Here is an 8,536-nt window from a genome sequence, read left to right on the forward strand (position 1 = left end):
CAGCGTCGTCCACCGGCCCCGCCGCGCGGGTGACCTCAGGCGAGCAGCTTCTCCTTGGCCCGCTGGTACTCCTCGTCGGAGATGAGGCCCTTGCCCTTGAGGTCCGCCAGCGCCGCCAGGTCGTCGACATGACTGCGAGCGCCGCCGCCCTCCGGCGCTGCGGCCTCCTTGATGTACGCCTTGACCGCAGCCTCGGTCTGCTGGGCCTGGGAGAGGTCCCGCTTGTGCATGGAGTCACCGCGGGCGATCAGGTAGGCGAGCACGCCGATCAGCGGCAGGATGATCACCAGGACCAGCCAGCCCGCCTTGCCCCAGCCGCTGAGGTCGTGGCTGCGGAAGACGTCAGTGATGATCTTGAACAGCAGGAAGATCCAGAGGATCCAGAGGAACAGCTCCAGCATCGTCCAGAAGACGTTCAGCAGCGGGTAGTCCGCGGCCAGGTGAAAGGTGCCCATGGCCGAGAGATATCATGACAAATCGGACACTGTTCCGCCCTGCTCGCCTGTTCGGGTGATCCTCGCCTCCCGACCCCCAGCCCCTCCCGGCCCTCAGTCCCGCCCGGCCCGCCGTCGCAGCTCGACCGCCAACCCGATCAGCTCGCCCCACCAGGCGTCGTGCCCGCCGAGCAGCAGTCGCTGCGCCTCGGCGACCGGGACGGCCCGGACCTCGACCACCTGCTCGCCGTCCGCCGGGTTGGTCGGCGTGGAGTCCAGCTCGACCTCGCCCCAGCCCCACAGCCAGGCCTTGTCCGGGTGCGGCTGCCACGGCCGGTACGGCACGAGGTCCTCGGTGTGGCAGCGGTGCGCGCCCAGCCAGGCCGGCTCGCCGAGCAGCCGGGCGCCGGCCTCCTCGCGCAGCTCCCGGGTCAGGCAGTCGACGACGGACTCGTCCTTCTCCCGGGTGCCGCCGGGCAGGAACCAGTGGTTCCGGTCGTCCCGGCAGAGCACCACGCCACCGTCCGCGAACCCGACCAGGTGGATGTTGGTGACCAGCTCGTCCGGCGGCAGCACGGTGGAGAACTGGGCGTCGTAGCGGCCCCAGGCCCAGTACTGCGGCGCGTGCAACGCCGGGAACAGTGCGGCGAGTTCGGCGGCTCTGGCGGCGGAATCGGTGTCGGTGCGGTCCGTGGTGTCGGTCATTCGGAGATCGTAGTGCCGGCCGGGAAACGGCGGGGGGCGCCCTGGTGGACGAGGGCGATGTCGGAGGTGGAGATGGCGCGCGGGCGCCGGCGCACCGGTTCGACCGGGGTGTCGACCCAACTGCCCAGCGAGATCTCGGCGGTGATGCCCGGTCCGAAGCCGGCGATCAGGCCGGTGGTGCCCTCGGCGACGCCGCCGTCGGCGAACAGCCGGGCCAGGGCGTCGAAGACGACGGCGCTGGCGATGTTGCCGCGCTCGGTCAGCGTGGCCCGGCTGTAGCGGAAGGTCGAGGGCTCCAGGTCGAGGAAGTGGCAGAGGTCGTCCAGGATGCGCGGGCCGCCCGCGTGCACGATGTAGAAGCCGAGCCCGGAGGCGTCCCAGCCGTGCTGTCCGGCCAGGGTGCGCAGCGCGGGGGCGAGCATCTCCATGGTGCCGGGCACCCGCTTGTCCAGCTGGAAGTGGAAGCCGGTTTCCTTGACCCCGTAGGAGATCCAGCCCTCGGTGTCCGGGACGAGGTGCGAGCCGTTGCGTTCGACGTGCACCCCGCGGCCGCCCCGGCCGCGCATCACCACGGCGGCGACGGCGTCCCCGAACAGGCCGTTGGAGAGCAGCGAGCCGACGTCGAGGTCGCTCGGCTGGTAGCAGAGCGAGCAGAACTCGCAGGCGACGATGAGCACGTTGGCGCCCGGGTAGGCGCGGCAGAAGTCGTGGGCGCGGTTGACGGCTGCGCCGCCGGCCGCGCAGCCGAGCTGGGCGATCGGCACCTGGCGGGTGTCGGAGCGGAAGCCCATGGTGTTGATCAGCCAGGCGGTCATCGACGGCATCATGAAGCCGGTGCAGGACACGTAGATGATCAGGTCGATGTCCTGGGCGCCCAGTTCGGCGTGGCCGAGGGCGCGTTCGACCACCTCGGGGACGCGGCGCTTGGCCTCCCGCTCGTACACCTGGTTGCGGTGGGTGAAGCCGGGGTGGGTGAGGGTCTGCTCGATCGGCTGGACCAGGTGCCTGGTGCGCACCCCGGTGTTCTCGATCAGCCGCAGGGCCAGGCCGAGTCGGGGGTGGCCGGCGTGCAGGGTGCGGGCCAGGTCGAGGGTCTCGTCGAGGGTGATGACGTGCTCGGGCACGGCGACGGCGGGGCGGCAGAGTGTGGCCATGGGTGTGTGGGTCTCCCCGGTGCGGGAACGGTGTGTCGGGGGGAGCGGGCTACCAGGCGACCGGCAGGGTCTGCGGGAAGCGCCAGATCGAGCCGGATTCCCAGTCGAGTTCGGCCGGGTCGACGGCCAGGCGCAGCCCGGGGAAGCGGCGCAGCAGGGTGCCGATCGCGACCTGGAGTTCCATCAGGGCGAGGTGCGAGCCGAGGCAGCGGTGCTGGCCGTGGCCGAAGGCCATGTTGACGGGCCCGTCGGTGCGCTCCAGGCGCAGCTCGTCGGGGTGCTCGTAGGCGGCCGGGTCGCGATTGGCGGTGAGGTAGGAGACGTGCACGGCCTCGCCGGCCCGGATCAGCACGCCGCCGAGCTCCACGTCCTCGGTGGCGATCCGGGCGATGCCGGGGCCCTGGCGGAACGGGATGAAGCGCAGCAGTTCCTCCAGGGCGCGGGGCAGGCCCTCGGGCCGGGCGCGCAGTTTCGCGAGCTGCTCGGGGTGGGTGAGCAGGGTGTAGGTGATGTTGCTCAGCTGGTAGGTGCTGGTGTCGTGGCCGGTGACCAGCAGGACCATCGCCATGACGGCCAGTTCGTCCGGGTCGAGCAGGTCCTCGCCGTCGCGGGCGGTGGCGAGCGCGCTGATCAGGTCCTCGCCGGGGTGGGCCCGGCGCTCGGCGGTGAGCTCGGTGAAGTAGGCGCGCAGGCCGGCCTTGGCCTCCTCCTGGCCCTCGCGGCTGCCGGGGCCCGTCCGCATCATCGCGACCGCCCGGGCGCGCAGCCGGTCGCGGTCCGGTTCGGGGATCTCCAGCAGTTCGCAGATGGTGTGGAGCGGGAGCCGGGCGGAGAGGAAGTGCGCGAGGTCGGCGGGGGCGCCGTGCTCGGCCATCTCGTCGAGGAAGCCGTCGACGATGGCCTGGGTCCGGGGGCGCATCCGCTCGACCTGGCGGTTGGTGAAGCCCTGGGCGACCAGGCGGCGCAGCCGGTTGTGCTCGGGCGGGTCCATCAGGTTGATGGACTCGGCCTGGGCGATGGTGGCGGGCGTCATCCGCGGCAGGTCGCGGCCGATGCCCGCGGCGCGGCTGAACCGGCGGTCGGTGGTGACCAGTTTGACGTCCTCGTAGCGGGTGGCCAGCCAGGCCTCGCCCGTGCCGTGGGGCAGGCGGACCCTGGCGATCGGGGCCTCGGTGAGCAGCCGCTTGAGGAGGGGGTCGAACTCCAGGCCGTCGGTGTGGTGGAAGGGGCAGTCCCACACGGGGGTGGTGGTGGTCACGGGCCTGTCCAATGGTCTTCGTCCTGCGGGGTGGTGCCGCGCGGACGGTGTTCGTCGCTCCGGTCGCGGATACGCAGATGCTCCCCCATGGACTGGCAAAAATGTGAATCCTTCGAGCTGTTCCCCCTAATGAGTGAGCCGGCTGATTGTCATGCGAATCATCGTGACGGGGAAGGGAATTGACGGTCAGTCGTTCGTGCCCGGTGCGACCAGGCCGGTCTCGTAGGCGAGCACCACCGCCTGGGCCCGGTCGCGCAGGTTCAACTTGGCGAAGATCCGGGCCACGTGGGTCTTCACGGTCGACTCGCTCAGGGTCAGTTCGACCGCCAACTCGCCGTTGGACAGGCCGCGTCCGAGCAGGCCGAGCACCTCCGCCTCGCGCGGGGTGAGCGGCGCGAGGTCGCGGTGCAGCCGCGGCGCGTCGGCGCCGCGCGCGGCGGGGTGCGGGGCGCCGGTCGCGAAGCGCTCCACCAGCCGGCGGGTGATCGACGGGGCGAGCAGGGCGTCGCCGGTGTCCACCAGGCGTACGGCGGCGGCGAGGTGGGCCGAGGTGACGTCCTTGAGCAGGAAGCCGCTGGCCCCCGCGGACAGCGCCGCGTAGACGTAGTGGTCCAGGTCGAAGGTGGTCAGCATGATGACCCGGCAGCCGGGCACCGCGGCCAGGATCCGGCGGGCCGCCTCCAGGCCGTCCATGGTCGGCATCCGGATGTCCAGCAGGGCCACGTCCGGCCGGTGCAGGGTGGCGGCGGCCACCGCCTCGGCGCCGTCGCCGGCCTCGGCGACCACGTCGATGCCGCGCGCGGTGAGGATCATCCGGAAGCCGGTGCGGACCAGCTCCTGGTCGTCGGCGATCACCACCCGGGGGCGGCGCTGCTGGTCCTGTTCCACGGTTGCCTCCGAGTCGTTCACGGCCGGTCCAGCGGGATGCGGGCGCGGACCCGGTAGCCGCCGCCGAGCCGGCGCCGGGCGTCCAGGTCCCCGCCGTACACGGCGACCCGCTCGCGCAGGCCGAGCAGCCCGCGTCCGGCGCCGTCCGCCTGCTTCGGGGCGGGGGCGGGCGCGCCGGAGAGCACGCTCGGGCCGCTGTTCAGCACCTCCACCCGCAGGTAGTGGTCCGCGTACCGCACCGTCACCTCCGCCGTCACCCCGTCCCCGTGCTTGAGCGCGTTGGTCAGTGCCTCCTGGACGATCCGGTAGGCCGTCACGTCGACGCCGCCGGGCAGCGGCCGCGGTTCGCCGGAGACCCGCACCTCCACCGGCAGCCCGGCGAAGGCGAACCGGTCGATCAGCGGGCTCAACCGGCTCAGGCTCGGCTGCGGCGCGAAGTCGTCGCGCTCCGGCTCCTCGCTGCCGTCGGCGGCCGGGGCGAGCAGGCCGAGCAGGTGCCGCAGCTCCGTCATCGCGTCCCGTCCGGCGGCCTCGACCGCGCCCATCGCGGCCGCCGCCTCCTCCGGCATGGTGGCCAGCACCTCGCGGGCGGCCCCGGCCTGCACCACCATCAGGCTCACGTTGTGGCTGACGATGTCGTGCAACTCGGCCGCGATCCGGGCCCGTTCGGCGTCCACGGCGGCGCTCGCGGCGCTCTCCCGCTCGCGCTCCAGCAGCCAGCCGCGCTCGCCGATGGCCGCCCGGTACAGCCGCCGCGCCCGTACCAGCGCGACGCCCAGCCAGCCGGCGGCCGCGCAGGCGGCGCCCGCCGTCGCGATCGCGATCCAGTCCGTCCCTGTTCCCCACACGGCGTCAAGCCTCCCAGGCCGGGGCTTGATCGACATCATCCGGGGGTGCCGCCCGCGTACATCCCGGGTACTACGGCGACCTGCGGTTACACCCGGGGTGGGACGCCCGGCCCGGGAGGCCGCGCCTACCGTCGTCGACCATGAGCAACGACCACGACGGGACCACCCGGCCCGACGACGCGCCGTACGTCGTCGAGCTGTCCGGGGTGCACAAGGAGTTCGGCGACGCCAAGGCGCTCGACGGCGTCGACCTGAGGATCCGCGCGGGTGAGGCGGTCGCCGTGATGGGCCCCTCGGGGTGCGGCAAGTCCACCCTGCTGAACATGGTGGCCGGGCTGGACCGGCCCAGCTCCGGCACCGTCCGGGTGCAGGGGCAGGACCTCGGCGGGCTGAACGAGAACGGCCTGGCGCTGTTCCGCCGCCGCCACATCGGCATGATCTTCCAGTTCTTCAACCTGATCGACGACCTCCCGGCCCTCGACAACGTCGCCCTGGCCGCCCAGCTGACCGGCACCAGCGCCAAGCAGGCGCGCCGCCGCGCGCTGGAGCTGCTGGACGAACTCGGCGTCGCGCACCGCAAGGACGTCTACCCGGCCACCCTCAGCGGTGGCGAGCGCCAGCGGGTCGCGGTGGCCCGCGCCCTGATGAACCGTCCGGCGCTGCTGCTCGCCGACGAGCCGACCGGCGCGCTGGACAGCCGTTCCGGCGAGCAGGTGATGGACCTGCTGATCGACCTCAACCAGATCGGGCAGACCCTGCTGATCGTCACCCACGACCCCGACCTGGCCACCCGCTGCGCCAGTCGGCTGGTCGAGGTCGCCGACGGCAAGGTGGCGCGCGAGCGGATGCTGGAGGGGTCCTCGTGAACAGTGCTGTGTGGCGGGCCTCCCGGGCGGCCGTGAAGCGCCGCCGGGTGCAGACCGTCGTGATCGGACTGGTCGTCTTCTGCTCCACCGCGACGGTGCTGCTCGCCCTCGCGGTGATCAGCGCCGCCCGGGCCCCCTTCGACACCGCCTTCGAGGGTGAGCGCGGCGCGCACGTCAGCGCCCTCTTCGACCCGGCCAAGGCCTCGGCGGAGCAACTGGCCGCCACCGCACACCGGCCGGGCGTCGAGGCGGCGGCCGGGCCCTTCGACCAGGCGGTGGTGACCATCCCCACCGACTGGATCGGGCACCCGCCCGGCCCGCTGATCCTGGTCGGCCGGCCCGACCCGGCGGCCGCGCCGGTGGACCGGGTGAAGCTGCTGTCCGGCCGCTGGGCCACCGCGCCCGGCGAGGTGGTCATCGGTACCGCCGGGGGTTCCTCGGAGGGGAACCTCGGCACCCGGCTCACCACCGGCACCGGGGAGCGGCTCACCGTCGTCGGCTTCGCGAGCGACATGAGCCAGTCCGCCGGCGGCTGGGTCACCCCCGAGCAGGCGGCCGCCCTGCACCCCACCGGGCGGCAGATGCTCTACCGCTTCACCGACGCGGCCACCGAGCAGCGGCTCACCGCCTCGCTCGGCCGCGCCACCGAGGGCCTGCCCGAGGGCGCGGTCGCCAACGCCCAGTCCTACCTGGTGCTCAAGCAGGCGTTCTCGGCCGGCGCCGACGCCTACCTGCCGGTGATGACGGTCTTCGGCGTGCTCGGCCTGGTCGTCGCCGCGCTGATCGTCGGCAACGTGGTCAGCGGCGCGGTGGTCTCCGGCTACCGGCACATCGGGGTGCTCAAGTCGATCGGCTTCACCCCGCGCCAGGTGGTCACGGTCTACCTGACGATGGTCTCGGTGCCCGCCGTCGTCGGCACGGTGCTCGGCACGGCGGCGGGCTGGACGGCCGCGTACCCGATCCTCAAGACCGCGTTCAGCGGCATCGCCACCGGCACCGCCGTGATCGATCCGGTCGGCTGGCTGCCCGCCGCGACCCTGCTCGGCGTCCCGCTGCTGGTCGCCCTCGCCGCGCTCGTCCCGGCCTCGCGGGCCCGGCGGCTCTCCGCCGCCCAGGCCATCTCGGCGGGCAGCGCGCCGCGCACCGGGCGCGGCCTCAAGGTCCAGCGGTGGCTGAGCGGCACCAGGCTGCCCCGCGCCGTCAGCCTCGGTCTCGGCCAGCCCTTCGCCCGCCCGGCCCGCACCGCGCTGACCATGGCGGCGATCGCGCTCGGCGTGGTCACCGTGACCGTGACCACCGGGCTGACCAGCACCCTGGCCGCCTCGATGTCCGCACCGGACCAGCACACCCACATCAACGTGCAGACCGCCGTCTTCTCCGGCAGCAAGCTCGCGCCCCGGCTGACCGCGGAGCAGACCGAGGCGATGCTGCACGCCACCCCCGGCGCCGACCAGGTCTCCGTCCGGGGCCTGGTGCGGGTCGGCATCGTCGGCCAGCCCCAGCCGGTCTTCGCCAACTTCTACGGCGGCGACGCCATGGTCGACCACCGGCGGCTGAACGTGGTCGAGGGCCGCCCGGCCACCGGGCTCGGCGAGGCCGAGGCCGGGCCGGCCTTCCTGGACCAGCACGGGCTCAAGCTCGGCGACCGGATCACCCTGGCCCTGGACGACCGGCGGACCACCGTCACCCTGGTCGGCCTGGAGACCCAGGGCAACGCCAACGCGATCTCCTCCAACGCCGCCACCAGGGCGCTGCTCACCTCCGACCCGCACGTGGTCGAGTACGACGTGCGGCTCGCCGACGGCGCCGACGCCGCGGCCTACCGGAAGGCCGTCACGGACGCCGACCCAAGCCTGGGCACCGCGGTCGTCGCCCCGAGCACGGAAGGGTCGGTCGTCGCGATCAAGACGTTCAGCACGACCTTCTCCGTCCTGCTGTCGGTGGTCGCCGCGCTCGGCGTCTTCAACACCCTGCTGCTCACCATCCGGGAGCGCCGCCGCGACCTCGGCATGCTCAAGGCGATCGGGATGACGCCCCGGCAGGTGGTCGGGATGACGGTCACCTCGGTGGCCTGGCAGGGCGTGGTCAGCGGGATCGTCGGCATCCCGGTCGGGATCCTGGTGCACCGGCTGATCGCCGAGCACGTCCGGATCATCCACTTCACCGACGCGATGATCGACGTCTGGGGCGCCCCGCTGCTGGCCGCCCTCGCCCTCGCGGGCGTCGCGATCGCCGTCCTCGGCGCGCTCGTCCCGGCCCGCTCGGCGGCCCGGCTGCCGATCGCCGAGGTGCTGCACAACGAGTGAGCCCGCTCGGGGCGCGGCGGGCGGCTGGTCCGTAGGGCGGCGGGGCGGCGGGGCGGCGGGGCGGCCGGGTGGTGCAC

Annotated in this window: 8 protein-coding genes; 2 read left to right on the forward strand and 6 right to left on the reverse strand. The window is 73.3% G+C overall.

What is annotated here, in order from left to right:
• Positions 1-35 precede the first annotated feature (35 nt).
• The 6 genes from ACFC1T_RS37685 to ACFC1T_RS37710 form a co-directional block, all read right to left on the reverse strand.
• Complete coding sequence (locus tag ACFC1T_RS37685; RefSeq protein ID WP_375897129.1) at positions 36-455, reverse strand: SHOCT domain-containing protein; 420 nt, start codon at positions 453-455, stop codon at positions 36-38.
• A 93-nt stretch (positions 456-548) separates the two neighbouring features.
• Positions 549-1,139: an NUDIX domain-containing protein gene (locus tag ACFC1T_RS37690; RefSeq protein WP_375897131.1), complete on the reverse strand. Its 591-nt coding sequence runs from the start codon at positions 1,137-1,139 to the stop codon at positions 549-551.
• The gene (locus ACFC1T_RS37695) at positions 1,136-2,293 is read right to left on the reverse strand and encodes a type III polyketide synthase (RefSeq protein ID WP_375897134.1); all 1,158 of its coding nucleotides are present in this window, start codon (positions 2,291-2,293) and stop codon (positions 1,136-1,138) included. The genes ACFC1T_RS37690 and ACFC1T_RS37695 overlap by 4 nt, the downstream gene beginning before the upstream one ends.
• A gap of 49 nt (positions 2,294-2,342) precedes the next feature.
• Positions 2,343-3,551 (reverse strand): cytochrome P450, encoded by a 1,209-nt coding sequence (locus ACFC1T_RS37700; protein ID WP_375897136.1) that lies wholly within the window; start codon positions 3,549-3,551, stop codon positions 2,343-2,345.
• Between the two features lie 186 nt (positions 3,552-3,737).
• A complete protein-coding gene (locus ACFC1T_RS37705) occupies positions 3,738-4,439 on the reverse strand; it encodes a response regulator (RefSeq protein WP_375897138.1) in 702 nt (233 codons plus the stop codon).
• 17 nt (positions 4,440-4,456) lie between these two features.
• On the reverse strand, positions 4,457-5,287 hold the full coding sequence (locus tag ACFC1T_RS37710) for a sensor histidine kinase (RefSeq protein ID WP_375897140.1): 831 nt from the start codon (positions 5,285-5,287) through the stop codon (positions 4,457-4,459).
• Between the two features lie 140 nt (positions 5,288-5,427).
• On the opposite strand from ACFC1T_RS37710, the gene ACFC1T_RS37715 reads away from it, so the two are divergent.
• Both ACFC1T_RS37715 and ACFC1T_RS37720 read left to right on the forward strand, forming a co-directional pair.
• Entirely contained in the window at positions 5,428-6,153 is a 726-nt protein-coding gene (locus ACFC1T_RS37715) for an ABC transporter ATP-binding protein (protein WP_375897143.1), read from the forward strand.
• On the forward strand, positions 6,150-8,459 hold the full coding sequence (locus ACFC1T_RS37720) for an ABC transporter permease (protein WP_375897145.1): 2,310 nt from the start codon (positions 6,150-6,152) through the stop codon (positions 8,457-8,459). The genes ACFC1T_RS37715 and ACFC1T_RS37720 overlap by 4 nt, the downstream gene beginning before the upstream one ends.
• Positions 8,460-8,536: the final 77 nt, after the last annotated feature.

Origin of the sequence: Kitasatospora sp. NPDC056076 (genome assembly GCF_042266305.1) — a bacterium.
Lineage (GTDB): Bacteria > Actinomycetota > Actinomycetes > Streptomycetales > Streptomycetaceae > Kitasatospora.